Consider the following 20,395-nt stretch of genomic DNA (forward strand, 5'->3'; position numbering starts at 1 on the left):
GGAGGATGTCACGAGCCACATCCGGCGACCCCGGGATCCGCACCGACGCCGGGGCACCGAAGGCACAGGGGCCGCTCGTGCTCATCGCCGCGCTGGTCACGGTGGTGCTCTGGGCCTCCGCCTTCATCGGCATCCGCGGAGCAGGGCCGCACTACGACCCGGGCGCACTGGCCCTGCTGCGGATGGCGGTGGGCACAGTCGTGCTGACCCTCATCGCGCTGCGGCACGGCATCCGTCTTCCCGAGCGCCGCTACTGGCTGCTCATCGCGGTGTGGGGCGTCGGCTGGTTCTGCGTCTACAACCTCGCCCTGAACAGCGCAGAGCTCACCCTCGACGCCGGCACCGCCGCGATGGTCGTCAACCTCGCACCCCTCATGGTCGTGGTCTTCAGCGGCCTGTTCCTGCGGGAGGGCTTCCCGAAGCCGCTCGTGATCGGGGCACCGATCGCGTTCCTCGGTGTCGTCCTGATCGGCATGAACTCCTCCACCAGCGCGGGACCAGACATCACGGGGCTACTGCTCGCCCTCCTCGCCGCGGTCATGTACGCCGGATGCACGCTCGTGCAGAAGCGCCTGCTCACCTCGGGCGTCGACCCGACCACGCTGACCTGGCTCGGTGCCATCGCCGGCACCGTCGCACTGCTCCCGTGGGTCGGGAAGCTCGTCGACGCCCTGCAGACCGCACCCCTGGATGCGACGCTGTGGGTCGTCTACCTCGGCATCTTCCCGACCGCGATCGCCTTCACGACCTGGGCCTACGTGCTGCAGCGCAGCACCGCGGGGCAGACCTCCGCGACCACCTATGTGGTGCCGGCGATCGCCATCCTGATGTCGTGGGCGATCCTCGGCGAGGTGCCCACGCCGCTGATGTTCCTCGGCGGCGCGCTGTGCCTGCTCGGCGTGCTCATCACCCGGCTGCGGTGGCGCCGGCGGGTGTGATGCTGGCGAACAGCGGGATGGGGAACGTCGCGGTGGCCTGGCCCGTGCAGAACGCCCGACGTGAGCATCGCCTTTGCTAGCAGGGCGGTCGTCGTTGCACTATGATGAAGACATCATGATCAGCCCGTTGCCGAAAGGCGCGGGCTGATTTTCTTTCTGGGGGAGAGTCATGGTCGAGTACGCGAAAAACTGGTTGTCCGTGGAACAGCAGGTCGAGCGTCTCACCGAGCACGGCCTCCAGATACCGGATGGGAATCGCGCTGCGAAGATCTTGGCAGCGATCGGCTATTACCGCCTCACCGGCTACCTCTATCCGTTCCGGATGTCCGAGGAGTATGTCGATGACGAGGATCGCACACGCGTACGCGTCCTCAGCCGCTACCGTCCGGGCACGCGGCTATCCCATGCCGAGGAGCTCATCGACTTCGACCGACAACTCCGGCTCCTCGTTCTTGACGGAATCGAGCGCATCGAGGTGGCTGTCCGGATGCGCCTCGGCTACGTTTTGGGAAGAGCATCCGCCTTCGCCTACGAAGATCCGACCCGGTTCACTGCGGCTTTCATCACGGACGGCACTGACATCCGCGACCCGAACTCGAGTACGCATGTGCAGTGGCTGCAACGGGTCCGTTCTCGGCAAGCTAGCTCGGACGAGAAGTTCGTCGAACACTTCCGACAGAAGTACGACGACAGAATGCCCGTCTGGGCACTCACCGAGATCCTCGAACTCGGCCACCTCTCGGTTCTCTATCGGGGGATGAATCAGGTGGACGCTGAAGAGGTCGCTCTCGCTTTTGGCGTCCCAACGAAAAGGCTGATGGCGAGTTGGCTCGCCAGCCTCAACTACATGCGGAATGTTGCGGCTCACCACGCACGGTTGTTCAACCGGAAGCTCCAGAACGCGCCGTCGCGGCCAAAGACTGGCCAGATCCCTGCGCTCGACCATCTACGCAATTCCGAGCACCCCAAACAGGTCTATGGCACGTACAACGCACTGGCAGTGATCGCGTATCTACTCCCAGCGATAGACCCGGATACCGGCTGGACCACGCGAGTCGCGGCTCTGTTTCGCGACTTCCCAGCCTCCGAGTCGCTCACGATCGAGTCACTCGGTGCACCTGGCGACTGGGGCGCCCTCGAGCTCTGGCAAGGGTGAGCCCAGGCGGGTCATCCCGTCGGGCAGGCAATGTGCGCGACTGCATGCGCTGTGATGCGCTCAGCGCCCGGTGATGACTCCGCGCGCGATGCCGAGCTCGGCGAGCCGCGAGGCCGCTAGAGTCCGCTTGAGCTCGAGCGACTCCCCGATCTCGGCAGCCAGGCGCGGCCGCGTGCGGATCAGCGCATCGATCGTGGTGAGCGGCAGCACGACCACGGTCAGGATCTCTCCCGCCACCGTCACGGCCTGCGTGCGCTCGCGGGTGAGGGCGGTCTGCCCGATGAGATCGCCCTTCTCCGCGGCGGCGAAATCCACACGGCCGTCATCGACCTCGAGGGCGAGCACCGCACGGCCCGACAGCACCACGCGCACCTCGTCCGGCACGATGCCGCTGGGCAGCACGATCTCGCCGACGCCGTAGCGCTCCAGCCGGGCATCCGAGAGGATCGCCTCGATGTCGTCGTCGCGCAGGTGCAGGGTCGGCGCGATCTCCTGCATCGCCTCGACCAGGCGCTGCGGCTCGGCGAGCGGATCGGTCGAGTCGCCGTCGAGCGCGAAACTGCGGCGTCGCGCGGCGTACCAGAGCCAGGAGAGGTACATCGACAGCGCTCGAGACGCATCGGCCGGCCCCGCGACGGGGATCGACACGGAGTAGGCGCCGGCTCCCGAGTAGTCGACCGTCGCCCGTTGCCGCTGCAGCCGCATCGGCAACGAGTCCGCCACCTCGACGAGCAGCGCCATCACCTCATGTGGCGGGTCGTCGGTCGAGAAGGTCACGGCGGCCTCGGCCGAGTACGGCCCCTCCGGCTCGCTCAGGTTCGTGAACGACGCCCCCGAGAGCGAGGAGTTCGGCACGATCTGGATGCCGGAGCCCGTGTCGATGTGCACCGCGCGCCAGTTCACCTCGACGACCCGGCCCCGAACCCCCGCGGCATCCAGCCAATCGCCGATCTTGAACGGCTGCTCGAACAGCAGCAGCAGACCCGAGATCACACCGCCCACCGCGTTCTGCAGGGCGAGACCGATCACGATCGACCCGACGCCGAGGGCGGTGAACAGCCCGCCCACGTCGGCATCCCACACCCACGAGAACAGCAGCGCGAGTCCGACGCCGACCAGGACGAGTCGGCCGATCTCCACGAAGATCGACGGGATGCGCTCGCGCCACGAACCCGGCTTCGCGTTGGCGAACAGGGCCACGTTGAACGCCGACAGCACGAGCAGGATCACGAGGAACCCGAACACCGTCGCCACCACGCGCGTCCACACCTGATCCGCCGGCGACTGGATCGCGAAGATCAGCAGGGCGAACAGCGCACCGACCGGGATGACCCAGTTGCGCAGCATCCGCAGCGGCTTCGCGACCGGGTTCCCCCGGCGGGTCAGCGCGCCGATCAACTCGGTGAGGACGACCAGCAGCACGGGCACACCGACGGCGAGCGTGAGTACCCACCAGCCCCACCCGCCCGTGAACACGTCGCCCATGATCAGACCACCTTCCACACGGTCTCGGTCCTGCCCTGCGTCTCCACCGTCCCCGCTTCGACGTAGGTGACCAGCTCCTGGGTGCGGTCGCGCACGGTCTGGCTCACGTAGATGCCGGGTTCGCCGCTGACCGAGCGCACCCGGTAGGCGAGGTTCACGGCGTCACCCCACAGGTCGTAGGCGAGGCTGGTGCGCGCGACGAGACCGCTGGTCACGGTGCCGGTGTCGACACCGGCACGCAACGAGATCTGGGTGCCGTTCTGCGCGTTGAAGCGCTCGATCACCCCGAGCAGGTTGCGGGCGAAGTCGACGGTGCGGCGGATGTTGTCGACCCGGGGCACGATCAGCCCCGACGACGCGAGGTAGCCGCCGCGCAGCGTGCGCACCTTCTCGACGCCCGCCTTCTCGGCTGCCTCGTCGAACCCGCGCATCAGCGTGTTGAGGAGGCCGATCTCCTCCTCTGCGCTCATGTCGCGCGTGAGGTCATCGAACCCGACCAGCTCGGCGAACACGACAGACACGTTCTCGTGCGCCTCGGTGATCGCCTCGTCACCCTGCTTGTACTTGGTCGCAACGCTCGCCGGCATCAACGTGTGCAGCAGCTTCTCGTTCTCCTTCTGCTGCTCCTCGATCAGTTCCTGTTTGATGCGCAGACTCGAGGCCATGTCGTTGAAGGCGTTGCCGAGGTCGCCGAACTCGTCGCGCGAGCTCTGCGGCACCTGCACGTCGAGGTCGCCCTCGGCGACACGATGCACGGCGCCGACGAGCCGGTGGATCGGGCGGGTGAACACCTGCGCGAGCAGCAGCGAGAGCAGCGAGACGCCGAGCATGATGCCGAGCAGCGACAACAGGACGTTGCGGGTGAAGACGTTCACCGGTTCGAAGGCCTCCGCGGTGTCGATCCGCGCGATCACCACCCAGTCGAGACCTTCGATCTCGAGCGGAGCGTACGCGGTGACACTCTCACCGCCGATGAAGTCCCGCCCGACGACCGTGCCGCTGCGGCCGGCCTGTGCCTCCTGCACGGCCTTGGTGTCGACCGGCTGCAGCAGGACCGTGCCCTTGATGGCGCCGATGCGGTCGACGATCGTGGGCGCCATCCCTCCGCTGATGAGGCGCTTGACGTAGTCCTCGGGGTCTTCGACGAGCCGCCGAGCGGTGCTGCGCATCAGGTCGTCGCGTCCGACGAGGTAGACCTCGCCGGTGTTGCCGAGGCCCTGCGCCTTCCACTGCTCCTTGCCCGTCATCACGTCGTTGATCGTGTCGATGGAGATCTGGAACGCCATCGCCCCGGTGATGCCACTGTCGTTGCCGACCGGAGAGACGACCCACATCGCGGGGACGTTGAGGGAGGGGATCCAGCGATCGAAGTCCGTGAGGACGACGGTGTTGACGGAGTTGGTCGCGATCGCCTCGGAGTATGCCTTCGACAGGACGGATTCGCGGTAGGGACCGGTCAGCAGGTTTGTACCGAGCTCGACCCCCTTGTAGGCGGAGTAGGTGACATCGCCGTCGAGGTTGAGCAGCAGGGCGTCCTCGTAGCCGGCCTCTTGCACCAGGCGCGTGAAGTAGTCGCCGTACCTTCCGGTCGCAGCCGAGTAGCTCGTGCCGTCGCCGCTGTCGGTGAGATCGAGCTGCGCGTCGTAGTCGGCGTCGAAGTCCTGGTTACCCGTGACGTACTCCGACTGCACGTACTGCCCGGCACTGGTCTCCGGGATGAATGCCGTATCGCCGTACTCTTCGCCCGACCGCCCCTCGAGCTCGGGGATGAAGACGTCCTGGTAATAGGACTCCACCGCGTCGCGCCGGCTCTCGTCGAGCTCCACGTCGGCGAGGTCGGCGAAGCCCGCATTGACCGCCGTCGACATGTTCTGCGCGCTGAGGTTCCGCGAGTGCAGGGAGGCATCGCGACGAACGCTCTCCATGAACGTCGTGACCTCGGCCGCCCGCATCGAGCGGATCGTGATGAGCTGATCCACCGCCGAGTCGTGCAGGGATTGGCGCCCGTTGATGAAGCCGATGGCTCCCACGATCACGGATGACACGAGGCTCACCGCCAGCAGCATGATGAGGAGTTTCGACTGGATGCTGAGGCCGGCTCGCCGGAACCGCCCCTTCTTCACCACACCCGCATCGACCGTGCCGTTACCGCTGTCGCTCATCTGCCCCTCCGCCATGCGCGCACCTGCGTGATCGGTCCGACGATATCGATATATCGGTCCCGCGGTCTATGGAAACCTGCCACTACAGTTGCGACCGGAGGCGAACATGACGACGACCTGGTGGCCCTACCTGCGCATCGCCGCAGCCGTTCTGGCTGTCGCCGCGATCGTGGCGCAGCTCATCCGCTCCCTCGAGATCGCGGGAGCGGCGACGACCGAGTGGGGCGCGCACCTGCCCACCGTCATCGCGAACTTCTTCAGCTTCTTCACGATCGAGTCGAACGTGCTGGCCGCGGTCGCGCTCGCGTGCGGTGGGATCTGGGCCCTGAGGCAGCGGAGCACGATGACGGCCGAGCCCCGCTGGCTGGCGGTCCTGCTGATGTGCGCGAGCACCTACATGATCGTCACGGGAGTCGTCTACAACCTGCTGCTGCGCGGCATCGAGCTGCCGCAGGGTTCCACCGTCGGATGGTCCAACGAAGTGCTGCACGTCGTCATCCCGATCATCATGCTGGCCGACGTCCTCTTCGCGCCGCGGCGTCGGGCTCTCGGATGGGGCGCCGTCGGCATCGCCGCGATCTTCCCGATCGTCTGGGTGGTCTACACCCTGATCCGCGCGAACCTGGTGATCGCACCGGCGTCGGGGACACCGTACTGGTACCCGTACCCGTTCCTCGACCCCCGACTGAGCGGCGGCTTCGTCGGGGTTTCTCTCTACGTGCTCCTGATCGCCGCGATCATCATCGGCGCCGCCGCCCTCGTGGTCTGGGTCGGCCGTCGTCGCGCGACCGTGTCGGACTCGACGGCCGACGCCACCGTGCCGCCCGCCGACCTCGCGCTCTGACGTCGCGCTCTGACGCCGCGCGTGAGGCGGAGATCTCGCCGTAGGGCGGAGGTTTCGTCCGGAAACCTCCGCCCTACGGGGAGAATCCCACCCCACACCCCGCATGCACGGGAGGGGCGAGCGGACGGTCAGACGGTGGCGAGAGCCTCGCGGTCGTCGTCGCGCGGCTGCCCCGCGATGAGGCGCGCCGGCTCGACGGCATCCGGATCCACATCGAGGTACCGCTCGAGGGAGTCGTCGAGCTCTTCGAGCCACGGCGTGTGGTGCACGACCGCGAGCGTGCCGGTCATGACCGACTCGTAGACGCGGTCGCGGTAGCCCATGATGTCGTCCTGCTTGTCGTGCTTCCACGCGAGGAAGATCTCGACGACCCGGTCGATGTCGAACTCCGGGTAGTCGGTGAGCTCCAGCAGGTCGCGGATGTAGTCGGCTTGGAAGCGGATCTCCGCAGCCGCCGAGTCGATCTGCCCGAATCGCGCGCGCCACTCGGCGATGGATGCGGCGCGCTCGGCCTCATCCGGCAGCACGATGCGGCCGAGGATCAGGTCGCGCACGAACCAGGCCTGCACGTCGAACATGTTGAACGTGAACCACTGGTCCTGCGCGCCGAGGTAGGTGAGGCGCGGATTGCCCTGCCAGACCACGCCGCGGTAGAGGCCGTCGGGGTAGACGTTGTTCGGCGACGACAGAGCCAGGTCGTCGGGGAGGAACGGGTACTTGTGCAGGTACCCGGTGCACATGATCACGGCATCCACACGCTTCGAGGTGCCGTCGGCGAAGAACACGACGTCGCCCTCGAACCGCTCGACGACCGGGCGCTCCTCGATGCCGTCGGGCCAGTCGTAGCCCATCGGCGCCGAGCGGAAGCTCGCCGTCACCGAGCGCGCGCCCATCTTGAACGCCTGGCTGCCGATGTCCTCCGCCGAGTAGCTCGCGCCGATCACGAGCACGTCCTTGTCGGCGAACGCCTCGGCGCCACGGAAGTCATGGGCGTGGCTGATGTAGCCGGGGAAGGTCTCGATACCGGCGAAGTCCGGCATGTTCGGGAAGGAGAAGTGCCCGCTGGCGACGATGACGCGGTCGAACTCCTCCACGGTCGACTCGCCGGTGGGCAGATTCTCGCTGGTGAGCGTGAAGATCTCGCGCTCGCTGTCGAACTCGATCCAGCGCACCACGGTCTGGAAGCGGATCAGGTCGCGCACGTCGCTCTTCTCCAGGCGGCCGGCGATGTAGTTCCACAGCACCGGACGCGGCGGGTAGGAGGAGATGGGACGGCCGAAGTGCTCGTCGAAGCTGTAATCCGCGAACTCCAGCGCTTCCTTCGGGCCGTTCGACCACAGGTTGCGGTACATGCTGGAGTGCACCGGCTCGCCGAACTCGTCGAGTCCCGTGCGCCAGGTGAAGTTCCACTGTCCGCCCCAGTCGGCCTGCTTCTCGAAGCAGACCAGCTCGGGGATGTCCGCCCCCGCGCGGCCCGCGGACTCGAAGGCCCGCAGTTGCGCCATACCCGAGGGGCCGGCGCCGATGATCGCTACTCGTTCTCTGCTCGTCACGTATCGTCCTCATACTCTTCAGTCATGTATCGGTCAGCGGCCGCATCCGAGCGAGGAACAGGTCTGTCCCGGTGGGAGCGAAAAGCTCGACCTGCCCGGAAAGCGGCTGCCCTTCGACGGTATCAGTGTCGGTCGCGGGTGCCGGCGGGTGGGGGCACGCCCGGGGCGGAGATCTCGACGTGGGGCGGAGCGTTCGCGATGAGAGCTCCGCGCGACGGGGAGAATCCCGCCCCACAGGCGCAGCTATTACGCTGGTCCGCGGGGGGACGCGCCGCGCTCCTCAGGAGGAGAGAGCATGCATGACCTGAACGCCGCATCCCCGTATCCGGCCGCGCCTCCGCCCCCGCCCGCACCCGCGCGCACACCCGACCCGGCACCCGCGTCGGCACCGGCCGCGGCACCGGCGAACGGCGCTCCGACGGATGCCGAGATGGCCAGGGCCACCGAGGTCCTGCGCATCATCTCCACCTCCTACTCGGCCAAGATGGTCGGCCAGGAGCGGCTGCGCACGAGCCTGCTCGTCTCGCTCATCGCCGGCGGCCACATCCTGCTCGAGAGCGTGCCCGGGCTCGCCAAGACCACGGCTGCCAGCACCCTCGCCGACACCGTGAAGGCGCAGTTCAAGCGCATCCAGTGCACCCCCGACCTGCTGCCGAGCGACATCACCGGCAACCAGATCTACGACGCGGCGACGGGCTCTTTCCGCACCGTGCTCGGTCCGGTGCACGCGAACTTCGTGCTGCTGGACGAGATCAACCGCTCCAGCGCCAAGACGCAGAGCGCGATGCTCGAGGCGATGCAGGAGCACCAGACCACGATCGGCGGCGAGATCCACCACCTGCCGAAGCCGTTCCTCGTGATCGCGACGCAGAACCCCATCGAGCAGGAGGGCACGTATGAACTGCCCGAGGCGCAGATGGACCGCTTCCTGCTCAAGGAGATCGTCGAATACCCGAGCCCGGCAGAAGAGCTCGAGGTTCTCAGCCGCATCGACTCGGGCGTGCTCGACCCGGACCGGCACGTGACCAGCGCCGTGAGCCTCGACGACGTGCGCCTGCTGCAAGACGTCGCGAGCCGCATCTACGTCGACCCCGCGATCCGCAACTACATCGTGTCGATCGCCTACGTCACCCGGAACCCGGCGCCGTACATCGGCGAGGAGCGCGCCCGCTTCATCAAGTACGGCGCGAGCCCGCGTGCGAGCATCGCCTTCCTGCAGGCGTCCAGGGCGCTGGCCCTGCTGAAGGGCCGCTCCCACGTGCTGCCCGAAGACATCCGCGAGCTGCGTCACCTGGTGCTCCGCCACCGCGTGCTGCTGACCTTCGAGGCGGATGCCGAGGGCGTCCGCAGCGAAGAGATCATCGACCAGATCTTCGCGTCGGTCCCCACGCCCTGACCCCTCCGATGGCCAGCCTGATCACGCAGGTGAAGAGCAAGCTCTTCATCCACTCGACACGCAAGTCGCTGCACGCGCTCGACGGCGCCTACGCGTCGCTCCTGCACGGGCGCAGCCTCGACTTCGAAGACCTGCGTAAGTACGAGTACGGCGATCAGGTACGCGACATCGACTGGCGGGCGACCGCGCGGCTGGGCACCCCGCTCGTCAAACGCTCCCGCGCGACCCGCATGCACACGGTGCTGTTCGTGGTCGACACGGGCCGCTCGATGTCGGCCCTCGCCGCCGACGAGCGATCGAAGAAGGAGCTGGCGATCCTCGCGACGGGGGCGCTCGGCGTGCTCACGCTGCGCCACGGCGACGACTTCAGCACCGTCTACGGCGACGCGGCGAAGGTGCGGCGTCTCGCGCCCGGCCGCAGTGAGGGCGCGCTCGAACACGCCCTGCGCACGATCGACCGGGCGATCGACGACAGCTCGGCGCCCAGCGACCGCGACGCCCTGCTCTCGTTCGTGACCCGCACGATCTCGCGCCGGATGATCGTGGTCGTCATCACCGACGAGGCCCCCGTGACGAGTGAGACCGAGCGGATGCTGCGCCGCCTGCGCGTGCAGCACGACGTGCTCTGGCTCACCCTGCGCGACGCCGACCCGGTGCTGGACCACGCCACCGGACGCATCCGCAGCGATGCGGACAGCCGCTGGCAGGTGCCGGACTTCGTGCAGGGCGACCGTGCCATCGTGCAGGAGCTGACCGCGCAGCACGACGCCGACGCGGCGCACCGAGACGAGCTCCTCACCCGCCTCGAGATCAGCCACTCCTCCCTCGACGGGCAGGACGACGCCGTCGCGCAGCTGCTGCAGTTGCTGAACCGGAGGTCGAATGCCCGGCTCTGAAGAGCTCTACCCGCCGGCGCAGTACGGCTGGGGATGGATGCTGCTCGCGATCGGCATCCTCGTTCTCCTGGTGCTCGGCGCCTGGCTGCTCATCGTGCTCACGCGGCCGCGGCGCACGCTCCCCGTGGATGAGGCCGCCGGGCATCCGCCGCTGATCATCGACGTGCTGTCGCAGCTGCGCACCGAGTACATGGGTCGCATCCAGCAGATCGAGAACGAGTACCGCGAGAGCCGACTCAGTGCCCGGCAAGCGAACCTCGAGCTGAGCCGCGTCGTCCGCACCTTCGTGAACGAGTACAGCGGCCTCGAGGCCCCGGTGCTCGCGCTCGACGACCTCGTGGCGCGGGGCGTGCATCCTGCCCTGATCGACGCCATGGGCAGGCACTACTACCCCAGCATCTTCCGTCCGGGGCCGGCCATCGATCCGATCGCGGGCGCCGAGGCCGCACGAACGGTGGTGCGGGCGTGGCACTAGCGAACGTGTGGATGCTGGTCGCCGCGGTCGCCGTCGTCATGGTCGCCGTCACGGTCGGCCTGATCCTCGGGCTGCGGCGGAGCGGAGGCGGTCGCGGCGGCGACACGGCGCGCGTCGCTCGCGCCGAGCGCCTGCGCGCACTGCCGACGTTCCGTCGAGCGCTGGCGCGGCGGGCTCTCGCGCTGTCGGGCATCCTGGCTCTGGGCGCGGTGACGGCTATCGTGGCGGGCGTCGTGGCCGCTCGACCGATGTCGGCCCAGACCATCCAGCCGGTCAACACGAGCCGCGACATCATGCTGTGCCTCGACGTCTCCGGCTCGATGTCCGAGGTCGACGTCGAGGTGCTGACGGTCTTCGAAGAGCTGCTCGACGACTTCGAGGGCGAGCGGATCGGGCTGACGATCTTCAACAGCTCCCCGGTGCAGATCTTCCCGCTGACCGACGACTACGACTTCATCCGCGAGCACCTGGAGAGCATGACCCGGAGCTTCGACTACGTCGACCAGATCCCCGAACACTGGGTCGGCACCCTCAACGGCGACGGCGCCTCCCTGATCGGAGACGGCCTCGCCGCCTGCACGATGGGGTTCGACCGTCCGGGCGACGATCGTTCGCGGTCGGTGATCTTCGCGACCGACAATGAGGTCAACGGTGCCTCCATCGTCACGCTCGACGAGGCGGCGGCGTATGCGGCCTCGAAGGAGGTGCGGGTGTTCGCCCTGAACCCGGTGCAGGGCAAGGATGCCGACGTCAGCGCGGAGCTCACCGCCGCGGCTGAGGCCACCGGCGGGGCCGCGTTCGGCCTGCGCGACACGACGACGGTCTCCGACATCGTCGAGCAGGTGCAGGAGCAGGAGGCGACCGAGCTGCGCGGCGAGGCGCAGGTGGTCTGGACCGACGCACCGAATCTCTGGATCGCGGTGCTCTCGGTCTGTCTCCTCGGCTTCGTCGTGGTGCTGTGGAGGGTGCGACTGTGATCTTCCAGCCCGTGCTGAACCCGCTGCTGATCCTGCTGCTGATCGCCCCGATCGCCGCACTCGCGATCTGGGTCCTGGTGCGACCTCCCCGGTCCGCCGGCGGGGCCCCTGCCGATACGCGCACGGTCGCCGGACACCGCGCACTGTGGGCGATGCGCCTGGTGCTGGTGCTCGCGTGCGCCGCGCTGCTGCTGCGCCCCGGCATCCCGGGAGGCGCGACGCAGACGCTCGCGACCGATACCGACATCGTGCTCGTCGTCGACACGACCGCGAGCATCGTCGCCGAGGACTGGGGCGACGACGAGCCGCGGCTCGACGGCATCCGTGACGACGTGCGTGCGCTCGTCGAGGAGTACCCGGGAGCGCGCTTCGCCCTCATCACCTCGGATGCAGCGGCCGAACTGCGGATGCCGCTGACCACCGACACCACGGCGCTCATGGGATCGCTGGAGGTGCTGCGCCCCGAGGTGACGAGTCAGTCGCGAGGCAGCTCGATCGGCATCGCGGCGCCACTGCTGACCGAGACCCTCACCTCGGCCGCGGAGTCGTCACCCGACCGCTCGCGGATGGTGTTCTACTTCGGCGACGGCGAGCAGACGGTCGACAGCGAGCCCGAGTCGTTCAGCTCGAGCGAGAAGTACACCGACGCAGGGGCCGTGTTCGGCTACGGCACGGCGGAGGGCGGGCCGATGCGCATCACCACGGGCGGGCTCGCCGAGGGCGGCGCCGAGTACATCCAGTACGAGGGGGCAGATGCGCTCTCGGTGATCGACGAGACGAACCTGGAGGCCATCGCCGACCAGCTCGGCGTGGAGTACGAGCATCGGACCGCAGAGGCCGACCCCGTGCTGCCGGAGGCGCCGGCCACCACGACCAACTACGCCGAGTCGGGAGAAGTCGGCAACGTGATGGAGCTGTACTGGGTCGCGGCGCTGATCATCCTCCTCATCCTGGGCATCGAGCTCACGCGCGCGACGATGCTCATCGCGAAGCTCCGGCAGCTGCGCCCGACGCGGCAGCGGCATCCCGGCGGCTCCGGGCAGTAGCACCGATCGCCTCACGCTCGACTCGACCACCGGGGCCGTGCGCGATCCGGTATGAAGGTGCGGGATCCGTGGCGCTCCCGTCCTCCGGTCCGTATCGTTTTACCTGCCACGGGCTACCTGTCCGGGCATAGGTTCGTCGTCGCGGATCGACCGTGTCGCAGGCTCGTGGGGAAGCCGACTCGGTGGGAACGCGCGGCGATGTCATGTCGGCCTGAAGGTCGACATCAAATCACTGGGGAACAACACATGGGGAACATCCTTGCGCTGAAGCGCGCCCGGAAAGCGGCCATCGGCGCCGCCGTCGGGGCCCTGGTCGCCGCCGGCCTGGTCTCATCCGGTGGCGGAGCGGCGATGGCGGCAGAGACCTCACCGCCACCACTGCTGCAACGTGACGACAACGTCGTCACGTCAGATCCGATTCCGACCGTCCAGATCGACAACGGCTACGTCTGGGCGCAGACGACGATCGGGTCCACGGTCTACGCCGTCGGCAAGTTCGACAACGCGCGCGAACCGAAGGCCGCACCGGGCGCGGCACTCACGGCGCGTTCGAACGTGCTCGCCTACGACATCGACACCGGCGCACTGCTGCCGTTCGCACCCACGGTCAACGGCGTGATCAAGGCCGTCGCGGCATCGCCCGACGGCAGCCGCATCTACATCGGCGGCTCCTTCAACGCCGTCAACGGCAAAGACCGGTGGAACATCGCCGCGCTCGACGCCGCGACCGGCGAGCTGGTGCCGGGCTTCGTGCCCTCGATCGGCGGATCGGGCGTCTATTCACTGGCGACTTCCGGATCGAGCGTCTACGCCGGCGGGCTCTTCACGCAGGGCAACGGCACCGCACGCAAGAACCTCGCCGCCTTCGAAGCCTCGAACGGCGCCCTCCTGCCCTGGGCACCCACGACCGACCAGCAGGTCGACGCCATGGTCATGGACCCGGCCGGGAAAGACACCATCATCGGCGGACGCTTCTCGCAGATCAGCGGCAACACCGCGATGCGGGGTCTCGGCGCGGTCTGGAAGGGCAGCGGCGTCGTGGACACGAACTGGCAAGCCCCCCAGACGATCAAGAACGGAGCGACCGCGACTTCCGCGGGGCAAGCCGGGATCTTCGGTCTCGCCACCGACGCGACCGGCGTCTACGGCACCGCCTGGGCTTTCGAGGTGGGCGAGACGGTCAACCTGGAAGGCGCGTTCGCCGCCGAGGCCGGCACCGGCAAGATCCGCTGGGTCGCCGACTGCCTCGGGGACCACTACGGCGTCTACTCCACGGGCAAGGTGGTCTACACCACGAGCCACACCCACGCCTGCGGGACTGTCGGCCTGCACCCGGAGCAGCCGAAGACCACGCACCGCTACTCCGAAGCCTTCACGGCCGACGCGCGCGGAACACTCGGACACCAGCCTGCGGCTCCCAAGTACAAGGACTGGGCGGGCACGCCCGCTCCCTCGGCCTACGCGTGGTCGCCGGACTGGGCCGTCGGCGTGACCTCGGGACTGGGTCAGGCGGGCCTGTCGATCACCGGAACCGGGAACATGATCTCCATCGGCGGCGAGTTCCGTTCCGTCAACAACGGACAGTTCGAGGGCATCGTCCGCTTCTCGACCACGCCTCCCGGCGGAGCGAAGGACAAGCCGCGCCTCTCCGGCGACGACTGGGTCGGCTCCGCAACACGAACCACCGACGATGCGAAGCGCGTCACCGTCACCATTCCCGCCAACTGGGATCGTGACGATCTCACGCTGACCTATGAGCTCTACCGGTCGGGCACCTCGACGCCCGTTGCGACCACGACGGCGGATGCGACCTGGTGGAAGCGTCCGGACGTCGTGCTCACCGACACGGCGGCCCCGACCGGTCCGCTGCCGCAGTACACGGTCGTCGCGAAGGACGCCTCCGGGAACACCGCCACGAGCGGCGCCGCCACCGTCGCGCCGCCGACCGGCACCATCGCGCTGGTCTCGAAGTTCAGCGGCAAGGCCGTCGGAGTCTCCGGCACCGCATCCCCCACGGTGCAGCAGCCCGTCACGGGAGCGGCATCACAGCAGTGGACCACCGTTCCGAAACCGGACGGCAAGTTCCAACTGAAGAACGTGGCCACCGGGGCCTGCCTCGCGGTGTCCTTGAGCAAGGTCTTGTCGGGAAACGCGCAGGTGCTGCAGTGGGCCTGTGCCGACAGTGCCAACTTCCTCTGGAGCCTCAAGGACGTCGGCAACGGCTACGGTCAGCTCGTCGCCGGCCACTCCGGCAAGTGCCTCACGCTCAGTGGCGGCACCGCAGACGGCGCGAACTACGTCCAGACCGACTGCGGCGCGACCACCGGCGCGGACAACCTCAAGTTCCTCCTGCGCCCCGCCGGCACCGTCGCGCTGGTCGCGAAGGACAGCGGCAAGGCCCTCGGAGTCTCCGGCTCCGCCTCCCCCGCAGTCCAGCAGCCCGTCACGAAAGCCGCATCCCAGCAGTGGACCATCGTGCCGAAGCCGTACGGCAAGGTCCAGCTCAAGAACGTGGCGACAGGAGCGTGCCTCGCCGTGTCGTTGAGCGCCAAGGTTTTGTCGGGACACGCGCAGGTGCTGCAGTGGGACTGCTCCGACCAGGCGCACCTCCTGTGGAGCCTGAAGGACCTGGGCAACGGTTACAGCCAGCTCGTCGCCAGCCACTCCGGCCAGTGCCTCACGTTGCTCGGCGGCAACACCGCAGACGGTGCGAACTACATCCAGAACGACTGCACCGCCACACCGTCGACGTTCTCGCAGTTCACCCTGCCCACCGCAGGCTAGGGCGCACGGACAGAGAGCCGACCTCGGGGATACCTGAGGTCGGCTCTGTTGTTCCCTGGATAGGATGTTCAGCGCTTCCCGTGCCGATTCGAGGACCGCTCGTCTGCCGCAGAACGGGGCGCGAGTGGCGAGGAGGTGGAGCGTGACGCACGCTTCGACACGCCCCGTCACCGAAGCGCACCGCACACCCCTCGCGAACGAGGCGGCGGCAGCATTGCTCCGCTCGAACCGTCGCCGGCGCAGCATCCGCCGGTGGGTCGCGATCGGAACCATCCCGCTCACCCTCGCGGCGCTGCTCTTCGTGGGCAAGCTGCTGAGCATGTACGCGTTCGCTCACCAGGCGATCACCGCCTACGTGGTCGACGACTTCGCAGGCTCCGAAGCCTCGGCGCGCGGACAGGACTTCCTCAACTGGTTCGAACAGTACAAGGCGCCGTTCAACATCGGCACCGCCCTCGGCGCGGCCGAGCAGCTGCCCGAGGCCAGGGCCGAGCTCGAAGAGGCACTCGACCTCGCCACCGGACTGGAGGTGTGCGGGGTGCGGATCAACCTCGCGCTCGTCGTCGAGCGGATGGGCGACGCCGCGCGTGCCGACGGCGACGGTGCCGCCGCCGCCGAGTTCTACGGCGAGGCGCTGACCATCACGGTCGAAACGCCGGAGGAATGCCACAGCGAAGAGGCGCAGCAGCAATCCTCCGACCCGCAGCGCGACATGTCCGACACCCTCGACGGCACCGAGGATCGGCTCAAGCAGAAGCAGCAGGAGCAACAGCAGGAGCCACAGGAACCCGAGCAGCAGCCCGGTGAAGAAGAGCAGCCTTCCGAGGGCAAACTCGACGAACTCGAGGGCAAGCTCGAACAGGGCACGCAGGAGCGGGATCAGCAGCAGGGCGACGAGCCCGGCGGCACGGGAACGGACAAGCCGTGGTGAGCGATCACGAGCAGCAGCGGGCCCGCTACCTCGCCGGGGCCGAAGGGGCACCTCCCGTCCCCCCGCCCGGCGGTTATCACGGTGCGCGACGCCAGGCCTCGGCTCCCACTCGCGAATCCGCCGTCGCCCCGCCCGCGCCCCTGACGCCCGCGGAGCCGAAGCAACCCGCGAACGCCCTCGGATGGATCGCCCTCGCCATCGCCGTCCTGTTCGCGCTGACCCTGCTCGGCACGCTGGTCGCCGGCGGCACGGACGTGCTCTACGGCGTCACGATGCTCACCGCGCAGCTCGTGGTGGTCGGCACGGTCGTCGCCGCCCTGTTCTCGCCGCGGGCACGCAAGCTGGGGGCGATCGCGCTGATCGTGACGGTCCTGTTCAACGTCGCGACCGTCGGCGGCATGAGCGCCCTGCAGACGTCGGCCGCCGGCAGCTACGAGGGCGCCAAGACCGCAGATCAGAAGCACGCGGAGGCGTACCCCGGCATCAAGGGCACCGATCCGCAGGAGACGCTCGGGCAGCAGTCTCTGGAAGAGGTGCGCGCACAGTCCGAGGAGCTCTTCGCCGACATCCGGACGAGGCTCACCCAGGAATTCGGATACACGTGGGTTGCCGTCGGTGACGAGGATCTGCGCCCCGAACGCAACGGCTACGGCGGCGAATCGATGCTCGTCGAGTACACCTCCGCGGCGTGGGCGACCGAGCAGCCTGTGCAGGGCTACGCGCGCAAGCAAGAGGTGATGGCCGCGATCGACGACGTGGTCGTGCAGCACGGGCTGTGGAACCTCTACTCCTTCAACGACCCGACCGGGTCGGGGATCGACCCGTCGATGATCGCGAAGCTCTACGGCAGCGACGATCCCCGCACGCAGCACACGTGGGAGTACTACACCGAGAACTACCCCGATCCGATGCGGTTCTACGCCAACATCTACGACCTGTCGAACGACCAGGACGGCGGATTCCTCGCCGCGCGCGAAGCGCAGGCCGCCCGCTCCGGAGAACCGCTCGAGGGTCTGCAGCTCGTCGTGATCGCCAGCGGTGTGCTCGGCGAAGACGACCGTGCCGAGTTCGAGACGAAACTGCAGGAGTACCCCGGCTTCGAGTGACCGTCCGGAGCATGCGTGACGTCGGCGCATGCCCCACCCGCGCAGGATGAGCCGCGTCCCGACGGCGCCGCGGCGCGTGCCACACTCAGGCATCCCCTCGAAGGAGGACGCATGGACGCGCTCGTCTCCGCGAACCTGATTTGGACGATCCTGGCCCTCGCGGCCCTCGCCATCAATGTGATCGCACTGATCTACATCCCCCGCGACCGCAAGCCCACGGCTGCGATGGCGTGGCTGCTGCTCGTGTTCCTCGTGCCTTTCGTCGGCATGGGCCTGTACCTGCTGATCGGCAACTTTCGGCTGCCGAAGAAGCGTCGCGACGAGCAGCAGCGCATCACCGCGATGATCGCCGCGGCGGCCGTCGACCATCCCGACGCACAGGCGCCGCGGTGGCTCCAACGCGTGGCTCAGCAGAACCACGCGCTCACGGGACTCCCGGTGGTCGGCGATTCGTCGGCCGAGCTGATCGACGACTACCAGGGATCGATCGACGCCATGGCCGCCGCGATCGACACGGCCGAGCGGTACGTGCACGTCGAGTTCTACATCGCCGCACGAGACGCCACGACCCAGGGGTTCTTCCTCGCGATGGAGAGGGCGGTCGCCCGCGGTGTCTCCGTGCGCCTGCTGGCGGACTACATCGCCTCCCGCAAGATCCCGAAGTCCGAGGAGACGTTCGCCGAGCTCGACCGGATCGGTGTGACCTGGTCGTGGATGCTGCCGGTGCGGCCGTTCAAGGGCCAGTACCAGCGGCCCGACCTGCGCAACCACCGCAAACTCGTCGTCGTGGACGGGAGGGTCGGGTTCGTCGGCTCGCAGAACCTCATCTCGCGCGACTACAACGCGGAGAAGAACATCAAGCGCGGGCTGATGTGGCAGGAGCTGATCGCGCGGGTCGAGGGTCCGGTCGTCGCCCAGGTCGACGCCGTGTTCCTGTCCGACTGGCTGATCGAGACCGGAGAGGATCTGTCGGCCGTCGAACGAGTCCCGGCATCCGCCGTGCCGACGCCCGCGGGCGCCGACCTCCACTGCCAGATGGTGCCCAGCGGTCCGGCGTACGGCACCGAGAACAATCTGCGGATGTTCCTCTCCCTGATCCACGGCGCCACCGAGAAAGTCATCCTCACCAGCCCGTACTTCGTGCCCGACGAGGCCATGATCTACGCAATCACCACGGCCTGCCAGCGCGGGCTCGACGTGCAGCTGTTCGTCTCCGAACTCGGCGACCAGGGCATGGTCTACCACGCACAGCGCTCCTACTACGAGACACTGCTGCGCGCGGGCGTGCGCATCTTCCTGTATCCGGCGCCGTACATCCTGCACGCGAAGCACTTCTCGATCGACGACGACGTCGCCGTGATCGGCTCGAGCAACATGGACATCCGCTCGTTCAGTCTGAACTCGGAGATGTCGCTGCTGGTTCGCGGCGAGTCGTTCGTGGCGCAGATGCGCGACGTCGAGCAGAAGTACCGCACCGCGGGGCGGGAGCTGACGCTGGACGAGTGGCTGCGCGAGCCTGCGAAGTCGACGTTCCTCGACGGAGTGTTCCGGCTGACGTCGGCGCTGAACTGAGACGACCCGCTCAGGAACCGAGCGTCAGCAGCATCCGGGCGAGCACGTACCGAGCATGCCCGCGGGAGGTGCGCGGGTCGTAGCCCAGGGTCTCGACGAGAGCCGTCATCCGCTCCTGCACGCTGGAGTGATGACGACCCAGGCGCAGGGCTGCGGCGCGCACGCTCTGCTCCTCGGCGACGGCGTCGAGCAGCTCGCGACTGCGGTCGTCGAGGGCGGCGAGCGCGGCGGCATCCGGATGGAGGGGCCCCTGCTCCGCGGCGTCCGCGACGAGCAGCAGGGCTCCGAGGTCGGCGACATCGACGATCGGCTCGGCGGGACTGGTCAGCCGTACCGCCACCAGCGCGGAAGCCCACGACCGCGGAAGGTGCTCTCCCGGTCCCGCGGTTCCCAGACCGAGGCGCAGCCCTTCGCAGTCGGGCCAGGCGCTCACGGCATCCGTCTCGGCATCCAGGATCGTTGCGCGGGTCAGGCCGTGACGGGTGGCGACCACGGCAGACGGATGCTGCGGCAGGGGCGCGGGATCGGGCGGTGAGGCGACCAGGCGCAGCGTGCTCGCGCCGAGCCGGAGCCGAGGCAGCGCGGCAGCCCGCTCGTCCGACCCCGCGTAGGAGCTGATCGCGAGTTCGACCGCGCTCTCCGGACCGACCGAGCGGCGTGCGCGGATGATGCCGAGGGCGAGGGCGAGACGTTCCAGGATCATGGCGTCGTTGGTGTGCGCGGCACCCTCGCGTTCGATCCACGCGATCGCTCCCGGCCCGCTCTCGCGCACCGGCCAGGCATGCGAGGGCTCGATCGGGTCGATGCGCACACCATCGGCCCGCACCCGCACGATCTGCCGTCCGTCGCGCTGGCCGACTGTCGCGCCGCTGAGCACAGCGGCCCCGCGCAGCATGCTCTCCACGCCGACCGATCGGGCGACGAGGGCGTCGAAGTACGTGACGACCTTGAGCGTCTCACTGGCATCCGGGTCGAGGGCGGTGAGCCGCCCCAGCAGATCTTGCATGTCGGGCTCCATCGCGCACGGGGATTCCACCCTACGGGGTCGGTGCGGCCCCGCAGGGTGGGATCGGA

16 protein-coding genes are annotated in these 20,395 nt (G+C 68.3%); 12 read left to right on the forward strand and 4 right to left on the reverse strand.

Features of this window, described 5'->3' with window-relative positions; translation table 11 throughout:
- Positions 1-5 precede the first annotated feature (5 nt).
- Both HCX50_RS03655 and HCX50_RS03660 read left to right on the forward strand, forming a co-directional pair.
- Positions 6-938: a DMT family transporter gene (locus HCX50_RS03655; RefSeq protein WP_167633053.1), complete on the forward strand. Its 933-nt coding sequence runs from the start codon at positions 6-8 to the stop codon at positions 936-938.
- Between the two features lie 169 nt (positions 939-1,107).
- Positions 1,108-2,094 (forward strand): Abi family protein, encoded by a 987-nt coding sequence (locus HCX50_RS03660; RefSeq protein WP_167633054.1) that lies wholly within the window; start codon positions 1,108-1,110, stop codon positions 2,092-2,094.
- 60 nt (positions 2,095-2,154) lie between these two features.
- Here the strand turns inward: HCX50_RS03660 and HCX50_RS03665 are convergent, their stop codons facing one another.
- Both HCX50_RS03665 and HCX50_RS03670 read right to left on the reverse strand, forming a co-directional pair.
- Positions 2,155-3,579, reverse strand: a complete 1,425-nt coding sequence (locus HCX50_RS03665) for a mechanosensitive ion channel domain-containing protein (RefSeq protein WP_167633055.1) — start codon at positions 3,577-3,579, stop codon at positions 2,155-2,157.
- A gap of 2 nt (positions 3,580-3,581) precedes the next feature.
- On the reverse strand, positions 3,582-5,741 hold the full coding sequence (locus HCX50_RS03670; RefSeq protein ID WP_167633056.1) for an adenylate/guanylate cyclase domain-containing protein: 2,160 nt from the start codon (positions 5,739-5,741) through the stop codon (positions 3,582-3,584).
- Positions 5,742-5,847: 106 nt separating this feature from the next.
- On the opposite strand from HCX50_RS03670, the gene HCX50_RS03675 reads away from it, so the two are divergent.
- Complete coding sequence (locus tag HCX50_RS03675; protein WP_167633057.1) at positions 5,848-6,585, forward strand: Pr6Pr family membrane protein; 738 nt, start codon at positions 5,848-5,850, stop codon at positions 6,583-6,585.
- Positions 6,586-6,713: 128 nt separating this feature from the next.
- On the opposite strand, the gene HCX50_RS03680 is transcribed toward HCX50_RS03675, so the two are convergent.
- Complete coding sequence (locus tag HCX50_RS03680; RefSeq protein ID WP_337748978.1) at positions 6,714-8,138, reverse strand: NAD(P)/FAD-dependent oxidoreductase; 1,425 nt, start codon at positions 8,136-8,138, stop codon at positions 6,714-6,716.
- A gap of 295 nt (positions 8,139-8,433) precedes the next feature.
- On the opposite strand from HCX50_RS03680, the gene HCX50_RS03685 reads away from it, so the two are divergent.
- The 9 genes from HCX50_RS03685 (at position 8,434) to cls (ending at position 19,321) form a co-directional block, all read left to right on the forward strand.
- Positions 8,434-9,534 (forward strand): AAA family ATPase, encoded by a 1,101-nt coding sequence (locus HCX50_RS03685; protein WP_374956818.1) that lies wholly within the window; start codon positions 8,434-8,436, stop codon positions 9,532-9,534.
- 8 nt (positions 9,535-9,542) lie between these two features.
- Complete coding sequence (locus tag HCX50_RS03690; protein WP_167633058.1) at positions 9,543-10,430, forward strand: DUF58 domain-containing protein; 888 nt, start codon at positions 9,543-9,545, stop codon at positions 10,428-10,430.
- Positions 10,417-10,905 carry a hypothetical protein gene (locus HCX50_RS03695; protein WP_167633059.1) on the forward strand — a complete coding sequence of 163 codons (489 nt, stop codon included), beginning with the start codon at positions 10,417-10,419 and terminating at the stop codon, positions 10,903-10,905. Before HCX50_RS03690 ends, HCX50_RS03695 begins: the two co-directional genes overlap by 14 nt.
- Entirely contained in the window at positions 10,896-11,882 is a 987-nt protein-coding gene (locus tag HCX50_RS03700) for a VWA domain-containing protein (protein ID WP_337748979.1), read from the forward strand. Before HCX50_RS03695 ends, HCX50_RS03700 begins: the two co-directional genes overlap by 10 nt.
- Complete coding sequence (locus HCX50_RS03705; protein WP_167633060.1) at positions 11,879-12,928, forward strand: VWA domain-containing protein; 1,050 nt, start codon at positions 11,879-11,881, stop codon at positions 12,926-12,928. Before HCX50_RS03700 ends, HCX50_RS03705 begins: the two co-directional genes overlap by 4 nt.
- A gap of 246 nt (positions 12,929-13,174) precedes the next feature.
- A complete protein-coding gene (locus tag HCX50_RS03710) occupies positions 13,175-15,712 on the forward strand; it encodes an RICIN domain-containing protein (protein WP_237682323.1) in 2,538 nt (845 codons plus the stop codon).
- A gap of 142 nt (positions 15,713-15,854) precedes the next feature.
- A complete protein-coding gene (locus HCX50_RS03715; protein WP_167633062.1) occupies positions 15,855-16,643 on the forward strand; it encodes a hypothetical protein in 789 nt (262 codons plus the stop codon).
- Positions 16,640-17,749 (forward strand): hypothetical protein, encoded by a 1,110-nt coding sequence (locus HCX50_RS03720; RefSeq protein WP_237682324.1) that lies wholly within the window; start codon positions 16,640-16,642, stop codon positions 17,747-17,749. The genes HCX50_RS03715 and HCX50_RS03720 overlap by 4 nt, the downstream gene beginning before the upstream one ends.
- 111 nt (positions 17,750-17,860) lie before the next feature.
- Positions 17,861-19,321, forward strand: coding sequence for a cardiolipin synthase (cls, locus tag HCX50_RS03725; protein WP_167633064.1), 1,461 nt, complete (start codon positions 17,861-17,863; stop codon positions 19,319-19,321).
- Between the two features lie 10 nt (positions 19,322-19,331).
- On the opposite strand, the gene HCX50_RS03730 is transcribed toward cls, so the two are convergent.
- Positions 19,332-20,327 (reverse strand): hypothetical protein, encoded by a 996-nt coding sequence (locus HCX50_RS03730; protein ID WP_237682325.1) that lies wholly within the window; start codon positions 20,325-20,327, stop codon positions 19,332-19,334.
- Positions 20,328-20,395 lie beyond the last annotated feature (68 nt).

It is taken from the genome of Microbacterium sp. B19(2022) (assembly GCF_012030385.1).
Classification (GTDB): domain Bacteria; phylum Actinomycetota; class Actinomycetes; order Actinomycetales; family Microbacteriaceae; genus Microbacterium; species Microbacterium oxydans_B.

What these genes read in the sequence shown, in the direction of transcription:
- HCX50_RS03655 (WP_167633053.1), top strand. Translation starts at nt 6, where the DNA reads ATGTCACGAGCCACATCCGGCGACCCCGGGATCCGCACCGACGCCGGG.
- HCX50_RS03660 (WP_167633054.1), top strand. Translation starts at nt 1,108, where the DNA reads ATGGTCGAGTACGCGAAAAACTGGTTGTCCGTGGAACAGCAGGTCGAG.
- HCX50_RS03665 (WP_167633055.1), bottom strand. Translation starts at nt 3,579, where the DNA reads ATGGGCGACGTGTTCACGGGCGGGTGGGGCTGGTGGGTACTCACGCTC.
- HCX50_RS03670 (WP_167633056.1), bottom strand. Translation starts at nt 5,741, where the DNA reads ATGAGCGACAGCGGTAACGGCACGGTCGATGCGGGTGTGGTGAAGAAG.
- HCX50_RS03675 (WP_167633057.1), top strand. Translation starts at nt 5,848, where the DNA reads ATGACGACGACCTGGTGGCCCTACCTGCGCATCGCCGCAGCCGTTCTG.
- HCX50_RS03685 (WP_374956818.1), top strand. Translation starts at nt 8,434, where the DNA reads ATGCATGACCTGAACGCCGCATCCCCGTATCCGGCCGCGCCTCCGCCC.
- HCX50_RS03690 (WP_167633058.1), top strand. Translation starts at nt 9,543, where the DNA reads ATGGCCAGCCTGATCACGCAGGTGAAGAGCAAGCTCTTCATCCACTCG.
- HCX50_RS03695 (WP_167633059.1), top strand. Translation starts at nt 10,417, where the DNA reads ATGCCCGGCTCTGAAGAGCTCTACCCGCCGGCGCAGTACGGCTGGGGA.
- HCX50_RS03710 (WP_237682323.1), top strand. Translation starts at nt 13,175, where the DNA reads ATGGGGAACATCCTTGCGCTGAAGCGCGCCCGGAAAGCGGCCATCGGC.
- cls (WP_167633064.1), top strand. Translation starts at nt 17,861, where the DNA reads ATGGACGCGCTCGTCTCCGCGAACCTGATTTGGACGATCCTGGCCCTC.
- HCX50_RS03730 (WP_237682325.1), bottom strand. Translation starts at nt 20,327, where the DNA reads ATGCAAGATCTGCTGGGGCGGCTCACCGCCCTCGACCCGGATGCCAGT.